Consider the following 16,292-nt stretch of genomic DNA (forward strand, 5'->3'; position numbering starts at 1 on the left):
CGTCCGGCCAGTGGCCGGACGCCGCTTTTTTTTATGGACTAGGCTGTGGGTGCCTTGCTCTCGCTCGCGATCGCCTCGTGGTGGCGGATCACTTCCTTGACTATGAAGGCGAGGAATTTCTCGGCGAAATCGGGATCGAGCCTGGCCGCTTCGGCCAGTTGACGCAGGCGGGCGATCTGGCGCGCCTCGCGGGCCGGATCGGCCGGCGGGAGCTTCTCGGTCGCCTTGAGCCGGCCGACCTGTTGCGTGCATTTGAAGCGTTCTGCCAGCAGATGAATCAAGGCCGCGTCGATATTGTCGATACTGTCGCGCAGGCGCAGCAATTCGGGATGCACAGACGCAGTCTGAACTGGCGTATTCGGCGTGCCCGAAGACTGGGGCGGAACTGCAGCGGAGGTCATCGGAAATCCTGCCGGCGGGAGGTTATGGGGCGCCCATGATGCTGCTGGCGCGCCGATGGTCAAGCCCGGCCGGCGGTGTGCCGGAATGAAAAACGCCCCCGCCGTAACTGGCGGGGGCGCAGGAGGCCGTCATCGGTCAGGTGGGTGGAGCCCGGCCGATGACGGATCGGGATCAGAATTTGTAACCCAAGCCGATGCCGACTACCCAGGGATCGAGATCGGTGTCGGCATGAACGACAGTGCCGGCATTGGTGGTCACCGTGACGTCGGTGTTGAGGAAAATCTTCTTCACATCGGCGTTGAAGTACCAGTTGCTGCCGAGGCTGTAGTCGAAGCCGGCCTGGAAGGCATAGCCCCAGGCATCGTCGTATTTCACGCTGCGCAGGCCGGCAGCCTTGTTTTCATTATAGAATACGGCGTAGGTGACACCCGCGCCGACATAGGGACTGAACACGCCCTTCGGCATGAAGTGGTATTGCAGCGTCAAGGTCGGCGGCAGCAGCCACACATCGCCCAGATCGACATTGCCGGAACTGCTGCCGTTCACAGCCATCTGATGCTTGGTGGTGGCGGCAATCAGCTCGGCAGCGATATTCGGCGTGATGAAGTATGAAAAATCGACTTCACCGGTCCATTCGTTGCTGGCACTGACCTTGCCGCCGATCACGGTCACGTCCGAGCTTTCGTCCGGCAGCAGTCCGATCATGCGGCCACGTACCATGAAGTCGCCGGCCTTTTTGCCATCCTCGGCCACGGCATCCATCGCCAAGCCGGCCAGAAGCAGCGCGGCGCCCGTGGCGGCCGCTAGAATTTTCCCGATACGCATACTCGCTCCATTTCTTGTATTGCGAGCGTCAGACCGTGACGCCGCGGTCGCCTGCCGGGGGGAGGCAGCGGTGCGATTATCATGCTCGTGGCTGGAACGGGTGGCATTGACTGAAATCAAACAATGCCCGGCAGATCGGCGCGGCTGCGACACCATGGCGCAGGGTTGGCATCACTCAGGGTATATGCAGGTCGATCCTGTAGCGCTCGATCTGGCTGTCGTCGTCGCGCTCAACGCCGATCACCGTGACATCGTCGCGCGTGGTCAATGCCGGCAACTGCGCCATCAGATAGGCATTGGCATGGCTGGCACCGGAGGGGCCGTCAAAAGCGATGCCGATGGCCGTCATGTGGCAATCGAGGCAATAGCCGGCCTTCATATAGTCATGTGTCGAGGCCAGGTCGTGAAACAGGATGCCCGCATTCTGTTCGGTGGCAGCCTGACGAATCTGCGCCGTGGTCATGTCCTGGCCGTCGATGCGGAAGGGCCGGTGATAAGCTTGGAAGAAGGTCCAGGCCAGCAGCAGGGCGGCCTTGGTCTTGCCGCTACCGGCCGGGCCCGAGACATACAGGAATTGCGGCGCGCCGAGGCGATGCTGCAGGGTCTGAACCTGCAGGGGCGTGAAACCGAAATCCGACAATGAATGAAAGGTGCGCTGCGACATCCGTAAATCCCAAACTGGGCCCTTCATACGGCTGTCACACTAACAAAAGTAGTGTTTACAAGGGTTTAAATCCGGTAACCCAGTTTTTGCACGTTAAGGCAGTGCTGCGGCGATGCCCCGCCAGCTATAGGCGGTTGAAACAGGGGTCAGGCGGCCTGGCGCCGCAGGTCAAGCCGCTGCCAGACGTCAAGCAGGGCGGCGGTCAGCGCCTGCATCATCGCATCGGTGTGCACGGGGGTCGGCGTGATGCGCAGCCGTTCAGTGCCGCGCGGCACCGTGGGATAATTGATCGGCTGAATGTAGATGCCGTGATCGCTCAGCAGCATGTCGGAGGCGGCTTTGCACAGAGCTGCATCGCCGACCATCACCGGCACGATATGGCTTTGGTTGACTAGGACCGGCAGGCCGGCATTCAGCAGCATGCGGCGCAGGGTGGCGGCGCGCTCCTGGTGGCGGGCGCGCTCGACCTGGCTGCGCTTGAGATAACGCACGCTGGCGGTGGCGGCCGCCGCAATCGCCGGTGGCATGGCGGTGGAGAAGATGAAGGCCGGTGCATAGGAACGCACCGCATCGATCATGATGGCGCTGCCGGCGATATAGCCGCCGACCACGCCGAAAGCCTTGCCCAGGGTGCCCTGGATGATGTGGATGCGATGCATGGCCTGGTCGCGTTCGGCAATGCCGGCGCCATGGTCGCCATAGAGACCGACGGCATGGACCTCGTCGAGATAGGTCATGGCGCCATATTTATTGGCCAGGTCGCAGATGGCGTGAATCGGCGCGATATCGCCATCCATCGAATAGACACTTTCAAAGGCGATCAGCTTCGGCCGGTCGGCCGGGATGCCCTGCAGCAGCTCTTCCAGATGCGCGACATCGTTATGGCGGAAGATGCGGCGCTCGCAACCGGACTGGCGGATACCTTCGATCATCGAGTTGTGGTTGTCGGCGTCCGAAAGAATGATGCAGCCGGGCATCAGCTTCGCCAGTGTGGCGAGTGAGGTCTGATTGGCGATATAGCCCGACATGAAGACCAGCGCGGCCTGTTTGCCATGCAGGTCGGCCAGTTCACGTTCGAGTTCGACGATGGCGTGGCTGTTGCCGGAGATGTTGCGGGTGCCGCCGGCGCCAGTACCGTATTGCTGCGCAGCCTGTTGCAGCGCCTCGACCACTACGGGATTCTGGCCCATGGCAAGATAATCGTTCGAGCACCACATAGTGATCTTGGCTGGGCCGATGCCGCTGTGGTTATCGGCCACAGGAAAGCTGCCGCAATTCCGGGCGAGTTCGGTGAACACCCGGTAGCGCTTCTCGCTGTGCAGTTTCTCGACTGCCTGGCTAAAGATGGCTTCGTAATCCATGGGGCCTGACTGGACGTCCTTGCTGGTGCCCGGATATTAGCGCCCCGGCGGACCGGATGGCTAGACCCGCCTGCCGGGGCCGGGCGCGGCGAGGGGTCGCAGGCACTATTGCGGTGCAATACCGATGATGGCATTGACCCAGATCATTCGTTATTTCGGCCGGAGCATCCGGAACATGGTTTCCGGCGTGGCCTCGAAGTAATCCGCCAGATAGCCCGAGCGCATGATTGGGCGCGCGGCGTCTGCGACGAACAGGCCGTCCTTGATATAGGCCTTATTGATATGCACGCCGACCACCTGGCCCAGTGCCATCCAGGCCTGCAGCGGGCGGCCTTCCAGATCGTGCTGCTGGATCACTTGCAATAGCCTGCATTCCAGTGCGGTCGGGCTTTCCGCCACGCGGGGTACGGACACGTTGCGGCAGGCGGCCGGCGTCAGGCCGGCCAGAACAAACTCATCCACATCGGTTTCCACTGTGGCTGAAGTCTTGTTCATCGCCTCGGCTAGCGGACGCGTCGCCAGGTTGGCGACGAATTCACCGGTTTCCTGGACGTTGCGGATACTATCCTTCCAGCCAGTGCTGCCGAAAGCGACAATCGGCGGCTTGTCGTGAAAGGCATTGAAGTAGCTGTAGGGTGCAAGATTGACCCGACCCTTCGCATCGCGCGATGAAATCCAGCCGATCGGGCGCGGACCGACGATGGCCTTGAAAGGATCATGCGCCAGGCCATGACCCATGGCAGGGTCATAAAAATGAATGGCATCGCTGGTACTGTCGGTGGACATGCTCGTCTCATGCTGTTGTTGGCCATCGCGGGCGCGAATGATCGATGATAAAGTGGGTGAAATAGCCGCCATCGTCCACCGCTGGATGTCGAAATCCAAGCCTTGCCGGCTAAGCCTTGCTCAACCGCCCCAACCATAATGCCCGAACCATATGTCGTTTGACCTGACCCGACTGGATCTGCTGATCGTCGAGCCCGATTCGGATGTTGCTTCCACCTGGCGGCGGCTGCTGGCGACATTGCGCATCAAGCCGCCCAGCATCTTGCCCGGTGCGGCCCAGGCCTGGACGCTGCTGAAAGGCGCCCCGCAGGGGGCAGGCGTAGTTGGAGCAAAGGTGGATGTGATGATCTGCCGCTGGGAATTACCGGACGATGACGGGCTCATGCTGATCGAGCGGCTGCGTCGCGATCCGGAGTCACCGGCCCCTTTCCTGCCGGCGATTGTGGTTACTGCGACCGTCACGCGCGAGCGTGTGCGGCGGGCGCTGGATGCCGGCGTGCATGAAATCCTGATGCTGCCGCTGGTGCCGAAGGCCGTCGAAAGCCGGTTGCGCGAAGTGGTTGAACGACCGCGGAAATTCATCCGGGGCGGCGGCTATTTCGGCCCCGACCGACGGCGACAGGTGCGGGCCGATTATGCCGGCCCGTTCCGGCGCGCCGAGGATCGCGCCAGATAGAGAATCCGGTCCTAGGCGAAGCTTTTTTCGGCCACGGCCTTCAGGGCGTCGAGAATCTCCCGCCCCAGTTCTCCGGCGGGGCCCTGGATGCGGTTGTCGACCACGGTGCGCAGCGCCTCGACATGGGCATCGATCACGGCGCGGTCCACCTTCTGGCGCTCGATGGCGCGTTCGGTATACCGGCAGAGCAGTAGGCCGATATCGGTGATCAGGTGATAGCCAAAGGTGCTGCCCTGGCCCTTGATGTCATGGGCAACGCCATAGACCTCACGCAGGGCTGCGCCATTGCTGCCGTCGGTGACGCCAGCAATGGCGGCATCCAGGCGCTTCAGATCATCGTTGACCCAGCCGATATACTTGTCCGACAGGCCCGCGACCGCGGCCTGGGCACTGGCAACCGCCGCACCGAATTCCTGGTCGGGGCGCGAGGGGGAAGGCTTGCCGCTGTCACTCGTCATGGGTTCGCCGGGGCACCAAGTTTAAGAACGATTCTTGTTTGCCCGATATAAGGGGGGCGCCCGGCGGCCAAAGTCTAGGTTATCAACTGGTAACCTGTCCCTTCGAACGGGTTACTCGGCCGACTCGGCCTTGGCGGCTTCGACGTCCGGCCGTTTTTCCAGTTCGCTGAGCTTGCGGGCAATAAAGCCGGCCGGTTTGGTGAAGCGAGCGAGCAGCAGGTACAGCACGGGCACCACGAAGAGGCTGAGCAGGGTGGCGAAGGTCATGCCGCCGACGATCACCCAGCCCAGCGCCGAGCGCGATTCGGCACCGGCACCATGGGCCACGGCCAGGGGCACCGCACCGAAGATGGTGGCGATGGTCGTCATCAGGATGGGGCGAAGGCGGACGATCGAGGAGTTGGTCACGGCCTCGGCAATGCTCTGACCCTCATCCCGCAGCTGGTTGGCGAACTCGACGATCAGAATCGCGTTCTTGGCGATCAGTCCGATCAGCATGATGATGCCGATCTGGCTGTAGACATTGAGGCTTTGTCCCGCCAGCAACAGCGCGCCCAGGGCGCCGGTGACGGCCAGCGGCACCGAGAAGATGATGATGGTTGGATGGATCCAGCTCTCGAACTGGGCGGCCAGAACCAGAAACACGACGATCAGCGCCAGGGCAAAAGTCAGGAAAATCGCCGACGAGGAGTCCTTGAACTCGCGGCTCTGGCCGGCATAAGTGATGCGAGCCTCCGGTGGCAGGACTTCGGCCGCTATTGTGTCGAGATAGTCGAGCGCCTGCCCTATCGTGTAGCCTGGGGCCAGTGAAGCGGTAATCGTTACCGAACGCAGGCGATCGGCGCGATTCAGCTCGCGCGCATTGGCGCCTTCCTTGAGCGTCACCAGGCTGGCGAGCGGCACAAGCTTTCCATTGGCGCCGCCGGCGCGGACGTAAATGTTGTTCAGGTCGCTGGGCGTGATGCGCTGTTCGGCCGGCGCCTGAACCAGAACCTTGTACTGCTTGCCTTCGCGCTGGAAGTTGGTGACTTCACGCGAGCCCAGCATGGTCTCCAGCGTGCGGCCGATGGTCTCGACCGGCACGCCGAGATCGGCGGCGCGGTCGCGGTCGATCTCGACCTGAATTTCGGGCCGGCTCGGCTTGTAGCTCTTGTCGACATTGAGCAGGCCTGGATTCTGCAGGGCGCGCTCGAGCATGCGCTCGGCCCATTCATCGAGGACCGGATAGGTTGGCCCGCCGATCACGAACTGCACCGGCGCCTGCCCACCGGGCAGTCCCAGGCTGGGCGGGTTGATGGCGAAAGCGCGGACACCGGTGATCGCCAGCAGTTTGGGAAAGACCTCCTTCACCAGATCCTGCTGCTTGGTCTCACGATCGGACCAGTCTTTCAGTCGCACTACCATGAAGGCGGCATTGACCGGGGACGGGCGTCCGCCCCAGGCAGGTGCGATGAATGACTGCACCACGGTGGCATCGCCGCGTTCGACATAAGGCCGCAGCGCTTCCTCGACCTTGAGGATGTTGTTGCGGGTGTATTCGTAGCTGGAGCCTTCGGGTCCGGTGACCGAGACGAAGAAAACGCCGCGGTCCTCGGTCGGCGCGAATTCACGCGGCAGGGCCTGGAACATCAGATAGGCCGCGACCGAAACGACGCCGCCGATGGCAAGAACCAGCACGGGTGCACCGAGCGCGCGGCGCAACAACCAGCCATAGCTGTTCGACATGCCGACGAAGAATTTCTCGGTCACATGATAGAACCGGCCTTCATCCTTGGCGTCATGCAGCAGTTTCGAACACATCATCGGCGTCAGCGTCAGGGCCACGAAGCCGGAGAAGAGCACGGAAGCCGCCACCGAGATGCCGAATTCGCGAAACAGGCGGCCGGTGTTGCCTTCCATCAGCGAGATCGGCACGAAGACGGCGATCAACACCACGGTGGTGGCAATGACGGCAAAACCGATCTGGCGGGCACCGCGCAAGCTCGCCAGCAGCGGCGGTTCGCCCAGTTCGATACGGCGGTGGATGTTTTCCAGCACCACGATGGCATCATCCACCACCAAGCCGATGGCGAGTACCAAGGCTAGCAGAGTCAGCACGTTGATCGAGTAACCCAACGCGCCAATGATAATGAATGATCCGATCACCGAGACCGGAATGGCGATGGCAGGGATCAGGGTGGCGCGCCATGAGCGCAGGAACAGGAAAATGACGCCGATCACCAGGCCGAGCGCGACCATCAGCGCGTGAAACACCTCGTAGATCGACTGGCTGATGAATTTCGACTGATCGTAGCTGACTTCCATGCGCACGCCGAGCGGCAGGCTGCCCTGCAGGCGCTCGACGGCCTTGGTCACACCGGTGGAAATCTCCATGGCATTGGCCTTGGATTGTCGGATGATACCCAGGCCGATGGCCGTAGTGCCGTTGACGCGTTGCTCGGTGCGGTCGTCTTCGGCGCCGAGTTCAACCTTGGCGACCTCGCCGAGCCGCAGAAGATAGCCATCCTGTTCGCGCAGCACGATGCTGCGGAATTGTTGTGCGGTGCGCAGGCCGGATTCGGCCCGCACGGTGAACTCGCGCATGCTGCTCTCGACGCGACCGGATGGCAGCTCGACATTCTGCCGCCGGATCGCATCCTCTACATCCTGGACGGTGACGTTGCGTGCGGCCATGGCCATGCGGTCGAGATAGACGCGCATGGAATAGCGCCGCGCACCGTAAATATTTACCGAAGCCACGCCATCGATGATGGAGAGCTGATCGAGCAGATACCGGTCGGCGTAATCGGTCAGTTCCAGCAGGTTCAGCCGGTCGCTGAACATCGAAATGTAGATGATCGGGCGGGCGTCGGCTTCGGTCTTGGCAATCACCGGCTGGTCGGCTTCGGCCGGCAGTTTGGTGAGTACGCGCGATACCTTGTCGCGCACGTCGTTAGCGGCAGAATCGACATCGCGGCTGAGATTGAACTCGATACTGATCGAGCTGGATTCCTCGCGACTGGCCGATGTGATCGAGCGGATGCCTTCGATGCCAGCGACCGAATCCTCGATGATCTGGGTGATCTTGCTTTCGATGATTTCAGCCGAGGCGCCGCGGTAGATGGTAGTGACGCTGACCGCCGGCGGATCGATATCGGGATACTCGCGCACCGCCATGCCGCGTAGCGCGAACAGGCCGAAAATGATCAGGATCAGCGACATTACGGTCGCGAAAACCGGGCGCTTGATCGAAATATCCGAGAGAACCATGGCGCTGCCTCGTGCCTGCCGGATCAGCTGGCGGATTTCTGGAGCGGGGCTCCCGATACCGGCGGCGAGCCGGATTGGGCGTTGGTCTGGCGCACGCGCGATCCGTCACGCAATTGCTGCAGTCCGGTGACCGCCACCTGATCGTCGGCGCGCAGTCCGTTGACGACCTGCGCCAGGCCGGGCAGGCGCTGGCCGATGGTGACGCGGGTGCGGGTGGCCTTTTCGTCACGGATCACGAAAACGAACTGCTCGCCGCCCTGCGCCAGCAGTGCTTCTTCCGGTACCATCAGGGCATCCGGTACTTTGCCGACACTGAGCGAAACGGTCATGAACATGCCGGGCTTCAGCGCATCGTCGCCATTCGGAATCTGGGCCCGCACGCGGACGGCGCGGCTGGTGGGATCGATGCGGCTGTCGATGGTGGTGACGACGCCGTTGAATTTACGGTCCGGCATCGAGGTGGCGCGAGCGTTCACCATATTGCCGATCGTAACGCCGCCGAGCACCGTTTCGGGAATCTCGAATTCCAGCTTGATCACCGTGGTGTCGTCCAGCGTGGTGATCACGTCGCCGGGACGCACGAGGGCGCCGAGGCTGACCTTGCGCAAACCGAGCTTGCCGGTGAAGGGGGCCCGGATCACGCTGTCGGAGAATTTCGCCTGCTCGGCACGCAGCCGGGCCTCGGCGCCTTCATAGGCCTTGGACAATTCGTCCAGCCGGGCCTGGGCGACGGCCTTGCTTTCGATCAGCTGCTTGGCGCGGTCGTAGGACATTCTGGCCGCATCGCGGGCAGCCCTCAGGGCGCCGATATTGGCGGTGCTTTCAGCGGCTTCCAGTTCCACCAGAATAACGCCGGTTTTCACCACCTGGCCTTCCAGGAAATTCAGCCGTTCGACGATCCCGGTCGCCTTGGCCGTGATGGTGACGGCTTCGTTAGCCTGGGCGGTACCGACGGCTTCAATGGTGCGGGTGATTTCCATCCGCTTGACGGGCACCGCCTCGATCGGCAGGGCCGGAACATTACGGGCCACGGACTTAACGACATCGGTCTTGGTGCCGATGAACGGCAGGCTGTCACGATAGATATATGCGAAAACGCCGCCGACGGCGATCACGCCGACAACCAGAACCTGACCCCAGACTTTCATTGTCCTCTACCACCCTGGTGAAGTATCCCGAGCCGACCCGCCTCGCCCGTATTCCCCCGGAAGCGGCGCCAGTTTACCCGTTGCAGCGGGCTTGCTGATTTCGGCGCCTGCATGATCTATTGTATACGTCCTATTACACAAGGTCCTGCATTTTCTCTGGAAAGCGGGCCGGCCGGCGATAGTCAACGGCTTTGTGAAGGCCCGGGAGGAACGGAAAGCTCATGGAGCACGGATGGTAACCGGCCTGTTCAGCCATTCCGCCTGTCTTGCTCACGATACGGGAGATGGTCACCCGGAATGCGCGGAAAGGCTGCAGGCCGTTCTGGCACGTCTGGAGGGGGAAGACTTCCTGTATCTCGACCGCCGGGAGGCACCGCGGGCCACGCCGGAGCAGATCGCCCGTATTCATCCCGGCGATTATGTCGATCATGTGCTGCGCGCCATTCCGCCGCGCGGGCTGAACTATATCGATGGCGACACCGTGGTTTCCGCGGGCTCGGGCGAAGCCGCCCTGCGGGCGGCCGGCGCGGTCTGCGCTGCGGTCGATGCGGTGATGCAGGGCGAGTTGCGCAATGCCTTCTGCGCCGTGCGGCCGCCCGGCCATCATGCCGAGCCGGATCAGGCAATGGGGTTCTGCCTGTTCAACAATGTGGCCATCGGTGCCGCCCATGCCCGGGCCAAATGGGGTGTGAAACGGGTTGCCGTGGTCGATTTCGATGTCCATCACGGCAACGGCACGCAGGCTGCCTTTGCCGCCGATGCCGATCTCTTCTACGCCTCGACGCATCAGATGCCGCTATATCCCGGCACCGGGGCTGCGCATGACCACGGCGTGGCCGGCAATATCGTCAATGTGCCGCTGCGGCCCTATGCTGGTTCGGCTGAATTCCGTGCCGCCGCCGAACGTGTGCTGCTGCCCAAGCTGGAGGGGTTCGCACCGGAGCTGTTGCTGATCTCGGCCGGCTTCGATGCCCATGTCAGCGATCCGCTGGCGCAGCTGCAGCTTGGCGACCAGGATTATTACTGGATCACCGAGCGGCTGGTGCAGGTGGCCGACAAGACCGCCCGGGGTCGGGTCGTTTCGGCCCTGGAGGGCGGCTACGACCTGCGCGCCCTGGCCAGCGCGTCGGCGGCCCATGTACGGGCGCTGATGCTGGCCTGAACAGGCTGGCCCGCCGCTGGAATCGGCCATGGGACTTGTGGGGCCGGCGGTGTTGCCTGATGGCCCCTCTGATTGCACTGGGCGCGCCATTTCTATACAACTCGGCCAACTTTTCAGCCGTTTCAACGCCGGAGCGAACCATGGCGTCGTATCAGTACATTTACGTGATGAAGGACCTGGCCAAAACCTATCCGGGCGGCAAGCAGGTCCTGAAGGGCATCTGGCTCAGTTTCCTGCCCGGCGCCAAGATCGGCGTGCTCGGTTCCAACGGCGCCGGTAAGTCGACCCTGCTCAAGATCATGGCCGGCCTGGACAAGGAATTCACCGGCGAGGCCTGGGCGGCCGATGGCGTCAAGGTCGGCTACCTGCCGCAGGAGCCGCAGCTCAATCCCGACAAGGATGTGCTGGGCAACGTGATGGAAGGCGTGGCCGAGACCAAGGCTCTGCTCGATCGCTTCGAGGAAGTCTCGATGAAGTTCGGCGAGGTGACCGACGACGACGAGATGAATGCACTGATCGCCGAACAGGCGGAGTTGCAGGAAAAGATCGACGCCGCCAATGCCTGGGATTTGCAGCGCAATGTCGAGATTGCGATGGATGCTCTGCGCTGCCCGCCCGGCGATGCCGATGTGAGCAAGCTGTCGGGCGGCGAAAAGCGCCGCGTGGCATTGTGCCGTCTGCTGCTGTCCAAGCCCGACATGCTGTTGCTGGACGAACCGACCAACCATCTGGATGCGGAATCGGTCGCCTGGCTCGAGCGCTTCCTGCACGAATATGAAGGTACTGTGGTGGCGATCACCCATGATCGCTACTTCCTCGACAATGTCGCGGGCTGGATTCTCGAACTCGATCGCGGTTCAGGCATTCCGTGGGAGGGCAACTATTCCTCCTGGCTCGAGCAGAAGGAAAAGCGGCTGGCCCAGGAAGGCAAGGAAGAGGATTCGCGCCGCAAGTCGCTGGCCCAGGAACTGGAATGGGTACGGCAGAGCCCGCGGGCGCGCCAGGCCAAGTCCAAGGCCCGCCTCAAGGCCTATGAAGAGATGCTGCAGGAGCAGAATGAAAAGGCCGCCGAGGGCGTCACTATCACCATTCCGCCCGGCCCACGGCTTGGCAATGTGGTGATCGAGGCCGAACACCTGAGCAAGGGCTTCGGCGACCGCCTGCTGATCGATGACCTGTCCTTCAAGCTGCCGCCAGGCGGTATCGTTGGCATCATCGGTCCGAACGGCGCCGGCAAGACCACGCTGTTCCGCATGCTCACCGGCGCCGAGAAGCCTGATCAGGGCGAGCTGCGCGTCGGCGAGAGCGTCAAGCTGGGTTATGTCGATCAGAGCCGCGACAGCCTGAACGATAAGAAGACCGTGTGGGAAGAAGTCTCCGACGGCAATGACATGATTACGCTGGGCAAGCGCGATGTGCCGAGCCGCGCCTACTGCTCGTGGTTCAACTTCAAGGGTGCCGATCAGCAGAAGAAGGTTGGCATGCTGTCGGGCGGTGAGCGCAATCGCCTGCATCTGGCCAAGATGCTGAAGACCGGCGCCAATGTGCTGCTGCTCGACGAACCGACCAATGATCTGGATGTCGACACGTTGCGCGCCCTGGAAGAAGCGCTGCTAAGCTTTGCCGGCTGTGCCATCGTAATCAGCCATGATCGCTGGTTCCTCGATCGCCTTGCCACGCACATCATGGCTTTCGAGGGCGACAGCCATGTCGAATGGTTCGAAGGCAACTTCCAGGATTACGAAGCCGACAAGAAGCGCCGACTTGGTGCCGATGCCGACCAGCCGCATCGCATCAAGTACAAACCGCTGGAGCGGCGCTAGCCGTTCGGACGATGAATCGTAAAGAGCGTCGCGCACAGAACAAGCCTGGTCGAAAGGGCGATCCTTTCCGCCTTCCTTCTGTTCCACCGCCGGCTCAGGTTGGTGTGCGTCCAGGTTTTGCCGGCATCAGCAACATGCTGCTGGGCATGGGCGGCGTGAAGGCGGTGGCGCCGGCGGCAACACCGGCCGAAACCGTGATCGATCCGGTGCACAGCGCGCTGGCGCAGCTGCGACTGGCCGAGACCCTGGCGGCCAATCTGAATCGCTTGCAGCGTGCGCTGGCTGCCGCGTCGGCATCTGAATTCCAGCTGCATCAGATGGCCCGCCTGCAGCTGCGGCTCGACCGCCGCGCCGATGCGCTGATCACCTATCGCCGTATGCTCACGCTGCATCCCGGTCATGCCGAGGCCCGCCATATGGTGGCCGTATTGGCGGGAGAGGTGCCCGAGAAAGCCAATGAGGCCTATGTCGCGGCCCTGTTCGATGCCTTTGCCGACAGCTTCGATGAGAAGCTGGTCGACTGGCTCGACTATCGCGCGCCGCAGCATGTCGCCGCCGCCACCCGCGCAGCACTTGATAAAAGTCCCGGCGTGGCGCGCGGCATCGATCTGGGTTGCGGCACCGGCCTGCTGGCTCCCGAACTGCGAGGTCTCGTCAAACGGCTCGATGGTATCGACCTATCGCCGAAAATGGTCGACAAGGCGCGGGCCCGGCGGCTGTATGACGAACTGACCGTCGGCGAGATCGTTTCCGAGCTGCAGAAACGCCCGCATGTCTATGAGCTGGTGGCGGCCGCCGATGTGCTGTCCTATTTCGGCGACCTGCGCGCGCTATTCGAAGCCGTGCGCGGCAGTCTGCCGGATGGCGGCCTGTTCGTTGCCACGGTGGAGAAGGGCAGTGGCGCCCGCTACCAGGCCGGCAAGACCGGCCGCTACCAGCATGGCGAAGCGTATTTGCGCAAGCGCGCAGCCGAGGCTGGTTTTGTAGTGCTCAGCTTCGATGAGATCGAACTGCGCAAGGAAGAAAACAAGCCGGTCCTCGGGTATGTCTTTGCCCTGCGTGCGCAGGAAACACCTGAATCGCAGGCAGCCGCGCTGTCGGTCATGCCGCTTGATGACTTGCTGGCAGGCCTGGATATGCCGCATGCCGGCGTCGTAGTGGCGGCTGCGCAGCGCATGATCGGCAACGGCTTCGCTGTCGGCTGGGCCATTGATCTCGGTGGCTGTCTTGCAAGACACGCTGGTGACCTGCGCCAGCTGAGCCAGCACCTCGACATGGTGGCGGAAGATTCGGCGCGCAGCCGCCGCGCCTTTGAAACCGGTTTGTATGACGACTGCGACAGCGGCGCCGTGATCCACTTCCTGGAAGACCGGCCGGATCACTACGATCTGATCATGGCTGCCGATCCCGCCGTTACCCAGGCCGATGCGGCGATTTTCTTCTCGGCCGTGAAGATTGCGCTGGCGGCGGCGGGCGTCTTCGTCGGTGTCTTTAACGGCGATGCGGGTGTTTTAAGCGAAACGGCCAAGGCCGAAGGGCTGTTCGTGCTCGCCGTCGAACCGCTGCTGGATGGCAGCGGCTTCTGTCTGATCGCGGAAAGCTAGGGCGGTGGCGGTGTTGTCCAGCGCGTCAGCACCAGGCCGGCGATCACCACCCCCGCGCCCATCAGCTGCACCAGCGAGACGTGTTCGCCGAGGAAAGCCACCGCGCTGATCATGGCGAAGACGGGGATCAGGTAGGAATAGATCACCGACCGCGCGATGCCGAGGCGGCGAATGCCTTCATACCAGAACAGGTAGCCCAGTGCGCCCGCGAGTACGACGGTGTAGGCGAAGCTGGCCCAGTGGCTGGTCTGCATCGCCGCCCACGGCGCGTCGTTCCAGCGCCAGGCGATCACCGGCGTCATCAGCAGGGCGCCGAACAGCATCGACCAGCCGGAAACGTACAGCGTGCCGAGCCGCTGCAGATAGGGCGGGGACAGTACGGAATAGAGCGCCCAGCAGAAGGCAACAGCCAGGAACATCAGGTCGCCCAGGATGTGGCCGCCTCCCACGGTGATGGCCGTCAGGCTGTTGTTGATCACGAGGAAGACACCGCCGAAGGACAGCACCACGCCGCCCCATGCCGGCAACGACAGACGCTGGCCACGCAGGCTGTTCAGGATCAGGGCCCAGATCGGCGAGGTGGCAATCAGGATCGAGCCTTTCGAAGCGGTGCTGAGCGACAGCGCAGTGGACCAGACCAGCTGCATCAGGGTGATGCCGAGGAAACCGAAACCGAGCAGCGGCAGCAGATCGCGCCGCTGCGGCAGTTTCAGACCCTCGCGCCAGATGAGAATCCCCATCAGCGTGAAAGCGGCCAGCAGGTAGCGCGTGGAGGCGAAAATGTCGGGTGGTATGACGCCGAGTACATATTTTGCCGTCGGAAAGGTGTTGCCCCAGACGATGACGGTGAGCAGCAGGTAGAGGTCGCCGCGTTCAAACCTGGGTTTCATGCCGCAGGCCCCTGCTTGCCGTCATTACGTTCGGTTGCGCGCAGTCCGAGCGCCAGCAGCAGGCCGATGCTGCCGGCTGCCAGTAGCAGCCAGCGACCCTCACCCCAGCCGCCGAAATGCGCCACGAGCGCTGCCAGGGCCGGCGGCCCGATGAACGAGCCGATATTCAGCAACTGCACCACCACGCCGTTGACGGTGGCGATCTCAGAGGCATCGCGGGCCTGCATCGGCACACCGGCTAGCACGGCGGCTGGCAGCATGCCGCCGAAGCCGCTGGCGGCCATGGCCAGGGCGATCTTGGTCAGCACCGGCAGGTCAGGCGCGAAAGACGCAGTGCCAAGCACACCCATGCCGAGGCTGACCGTGGCGATGATCAGCCAGCGTGGCAGGCCGCGATGCATGGCCGCGGCCGCAACCGTGGTGCCGACCGCATTGACCAATACGACGGCGGCGACGCCCAGCGCCAGAATGGTTTCGCTGCTCTGGCCGCTTTCCTTCAGATAGGTCGGAATCCAGGTGACGATGGAGAACCACTGCGTGGTGTAGCAGGCGAAGCAGCCGGCCAGCAGCCACGGTCCGGGACGGCGCAACACAGCGGCATTGAAGCGGCGCGGCGCGGCCTGCGCCACGTCTGCGGTCAGGCGCGGCAGCAGCAGAGCAGCAGCGAGAGGCAGCAGGGCCATCGCCAGCCACAGGCCGCGCCAGTCGAGCACGTCGTGGCTGACTGCCAGGGCACCCAGCATGCCGAGCGTGACGCCGAGCGGCATGTAGCTGCTCCAGAAACCGAGCGCGAGGCTGCGCTGCGCCGGCTGGGTGGCGGCCGTCACCAGGCTGGGGCCGCTGACCACGGTGATGACGAAACCCAGTCCTTCCACCAGCCGTGCCGCCAGCAGCAGTACGGTGCTGTGGCTGAAGGCGCCGGCAAAGGAACCGAGTGCACTGATCAGCAGGCCCAGCATAAGGGCGCGGCGGCCGCCAATGCGGTCGCCGGCGAAGCCGGCCATGATGCCACAGGCGCCGCCCACCAGGCTGACCGAGGAGGCGACCAGGCCGCCCAGCACCAGGTCGAGGCCGAATTCGGCGCGCAACTGACCGAGCAGAGGCGGCAGTTTGCCGACCTGCATCGACACAATCACGCCGGCGGCAATGACGGCGGAAACCGCCTGCCAGTCGGTCCGATGGCGAGGTACAGTCATTGTTGCGGCGGACGGCTGGGATGCAGCGGGCAAAAACAAACCAAAGCG

Annotated in this window: 14 protein-coding genes; 4 read left to right on the top strand and 10 right to left on the bottom strand. The window is 63.1% G+C overall.

Features of this window, described 5'->3' with window-relative positions:
- Window positions 1-38 precede the first annotated feature (38 nt).
- The 5 genes from OJJ21_RS02010 to OJJ21_RS02030 all read right to left on the bottom strand — a co-directional run bounded on the left by OJJ21_RS02010 (window position 39) and on the right by OJJ21_RS02030 (window position 4,137).
- Window positions 39-401 (bottom strand): chorismate mutase, encoded by a 363-nt coding sequence (locus OJJ21_RS02010; protein WP_297682707.1) that lies wholly within the window; start codon window positions 399-401, stop codon window positions 39-41.
- 172 nt (window positions 402-573) lie between these two features.
- Window positions 574-1,227 (bottom strand): OmpW family outer membrane protein, encoded by a 654-nt coding sequence (locus OJJ21_RS02015; protein WP_297682708.1) that lies wholly within the window; start codon window positions 1,225-1,227, stop codon window positions 574-576.
- A gap of 175 nt (window positions 1,228-1,402) precedes the next feature.
- Window positions 1,403-1,891 carry a hypothetical protein gene (locus OJJ21_RS02020; protein ID WP_297682709.1) on the bottom strand — a complete coding sequence of 163 codons (489 nt, stop codon included), beginning with the start codon at window positions 1,889-1,891 and terminating at the stop codon, window positions 1,403-1,405.
- 146 nt (window positions 1,892-2,037) lie between these two features.
- Window positions 2,038-3,252: a 5-aminolevulinate synthase gene (gene hemA, locus OJJ21_RS02025; protein WP_297682710.1), complete on the bottom strand. Its 1,215-nt coding sequence runs from the start codon at window positions 3,250-3,252 to the stop codon at window positions 2,038-2,040.
- A 150-nt stretch (window positions 3,253-3,402) separates the two neighbouring features.
- Window positions 3,403-4,137: a flavin reductase family protein gene (locus OJJ21_RS02030; RefSeq protein WP_297682711.1), complete on the bottom strand. Its 735-nt coding sequence runs from the start codon at window positions 4,135-4,137 to the stop codon at window positions 3,403-3,405.
- Window positions 4,138-4,189: 52 nt separating this feature from the next.
- On the opposite strand from OJJ21_RS02030, the gene OJJ21_RS02035 reads away from it, so the two are divergent.
- A complete protein-coding gene (locus tag OJJ21_RS02035) occupies window positions 4,190-4,714 on the top strand; it encodes a response regulator (RefSeq protein WP_297682712.1) in 525 nt (174 codons plus the stop codon).
- A gap of 11 nt (window positions 4,715-4,725) precedes the next feature.
- Here OJJ21_RS02035 and OJJ21_RS02040 read toward each other — a convergent pair whose 3' ends face one another.
- The 3 genes from OJJ21_RS02040 to OJJ21_RS02050 form a co-directional block, all read right to left on the bottom strand.
- Window positions 4,726-5,172, bottom strand: coding sequence for a hypothetical protein (locus OJJ21_RS02040; protein WP_297682713.1), 447 nt, complete (start codon window positions 5,170-5,172; stop codon window positions 4,726-4,728).
- Between the two features lie 111 nt (window positions 5,173-5,283).
- A complete protein-coding gene (locus OJJ21_RS02045; RefSeq protein ID WP_297682714.1) occupies window positions 5,284-8,421 on the bottom strand; it encodes an efflux RND transporter permease subunit in 3,138 nt (1,045 codons plus the stop codon).
- Between the two features lie 23 nt (window positions 8,422-8,444).
- Entirely contained in the window at window positions 8,445-9,569 is a 1,125-nt protein-coding gene (locus OJJ21_RS02050) for an efflux RND transporter periplasmic adaptor subunit (RefSeq protein WP_297682715.1), read from the bottom strand.
- Between the two features lie 232 nt (window positions 9,570-9,801).
- Between OJJ21_RS02050 and OJJ21_RS02055 the strand changes: the two genes are divergently transcribed.
- The 3 genes from OJJ21_RS02055 (at window position 9,802) to OJJ21_RS02065 (ending at window position 14,158) form a co-directional block, all read left to right on the top strand.
- Window positions 9,802-10,731 carry a histone deacetylase family protein gene (locus OJJ21_RS02055; RefSeq protein ID WP_297682716.1) on the top strand — a complete coding sequence of 310 codons (930 nt, stop codon included), beginning with the start codon at window positions 9,802-9,804 and terminating at the stop codon, window positions 10,729-10,731.
- Between the two features lie 140 nt (window positions 10,732-10,871).
- Window positions 10,872-12,554 carry an energy-dependent translational throttle protein EttA gene (gene ettA / locus OJJ21_RS02060; protein WP_297682717.1) on the top strand — a complete coding sequence of 561 codons (1,683 nt, stop codon included), beginning with the start codon at window positions 10,872-10,874 and terminating at the stop codon, window positions 12,552-12,554.
- 104 nt (window positions 12,555-12,658) lie between these two features.
- On the top strand, window positions 12,659-14,158 hold the full coding sequence (locus OJJ21_RS02065; protein WP_297682718.1) for a methyltransferase: 1,500 nt from the start codon (window positions 12,659-12,661) through the stop codon (window positions 14,156-14,158).
- Here OJJ21_RS02065 and OJJ21_RS02070 read toward each other — a convergent pair.
- Together OJJ21_RS02070 and OJJ21_RS02075 are read right to left on the bottom strand one after the other, a co-directional pair.
- Window positions 14,155-15,048, bottom strand: a complete 894-nt coding sequence (locus OJJ21_RS02070) for a DMT family transporter (protein WP_297682719.1) — start codon at window positions 15,046-15,048, stop codon at window positions 14,155-14,157. The two genes, OJJ21_RS02065 and OJJ21_RS02070, sit on opposite strands and share 4 nt — an antisense overlap.
- Window positions 15,045-16,244, bottom strand: coding sequence for an MFS transporter (locus OJJ21_RS02075; RefSeq protein ID WP_297682720.1), 1,200 nt, complete (start codon window positions 16,242-16,244; stop codon window positions 15,045-15,047). Before OJJ21_RS02075 ends, OJJ21_RS02070 begins: the two co-directional genes overlap by 4 nt.
- Window positions 16,245-16,292: the final 48 nt, after the last annotated feature.

Origin of the sequence: Ferrovibrio sp. (assembly GCF_025869515.1) — a bacterium.
In the GTDB taxonomy this organism is placed as follows: Bacteria; Pseudomonadota; Alphaproteobacteria; order Ferrovibrionales; family Ferrovibrionaceae; genus Ferrovibrio.